General features: G+C 40.6%; 1 protein-coding gene. It reads right to left on the reverse strand.

The features are described from left to right. Positions 1-66 precede the first annotated feature (66 nt). Positions 67-591: a glycosyltransferase family A protein gene (locus JK211_RS16775; protein WP_212709751.1), complete on the reverse strand. Its 525-nt coding sequence runs from the start codon at positions 589-591 to the stop codon at positions 67-69. Positions 592-945: the final 354 nt, after the last annotated feature.

Consider the following 945-nt stretch of genomic DNA (forward strand, 5'->3'; position numbering starts at 1 on the left):
TTGGCGATTGATCAGATCGCACAATCCGGGCTGAGTTCCCTTAAAGTGATCTACTATTTGGCGCAGCTATTTAGGTTCAAGTCGTGCTAAACGCGGTTCCTGATGCGGGGTAAGTACCTTAAACTCCGCCCCTCCCATAATTTTATCCCACACATAGTAATCAGGAAACTCATGCACCTTTTGAGTAACATGATCGAATGAGCTGCCTCTGAAGATACAAAAATCCACGTTGTGAGAAAGAATAATATTAATTACATCTGTGTATAAGTATGATAATGCGATATCATCGCTATCAAAAAAAGTTACCAATTCACCACGCGCCTTACTTAAACCCAGGTTTCTTGCTATTGAGGGACCTTCATTTTCTTTAGTTAAGATGCAAATGTCAAAATCGCTATTACCTGCCCATTCTTTCGTGAGGTTAAGCGTATTGTCAGTGCTACCATCATCGATAAGTATTAATTCAACCTTGAAATCTCTGACGCCTTTCATAGAATTCAAAGTGTCAATAATATAATCCTCAACATTATACATTGGTATAATAATTGATAGATCTATTTTCGGATTTTTTATATCAGAAAACCATTCCATTATCTCTGCCCTAAAAATAGCTATTATGCACAAATAAAACCATACGTATTCTATGATTTATTGATTGAGGTTAAGCAACAGTAAGATTTTATCAAAGGTTTGACAAGGGTTTCGATCGTTTTTTGGCAAACTTTAAACCAATCCCTTCATCCCGGATTTACGAAGCCTTCAAAACTTCCGTGGAGGCCTCAGCGCGCGCTCGCCCCGCCGCCATGTTTGCCAGCTTTGTGTAGTGGTTTTCATGCATCTGTTGATGCTGACTTCCCGGCAGGCAATAGCCCGTCGTGCACCCGACGTTACCGCTTCATTTATCCACAGAATAAACTGCTGTCGTTCGCTTTCAGGGGTCAGTCG

The organism is Tatumella sp. JGM130 (genome assembly GCF_018257525.1).
Classification (GTDB): Bacteria; Pseudomonadota; Gammaproteobacteria; order Enterobacterales; family Enterobacteriaceae; genus Tatumella; species Tatumella punctata.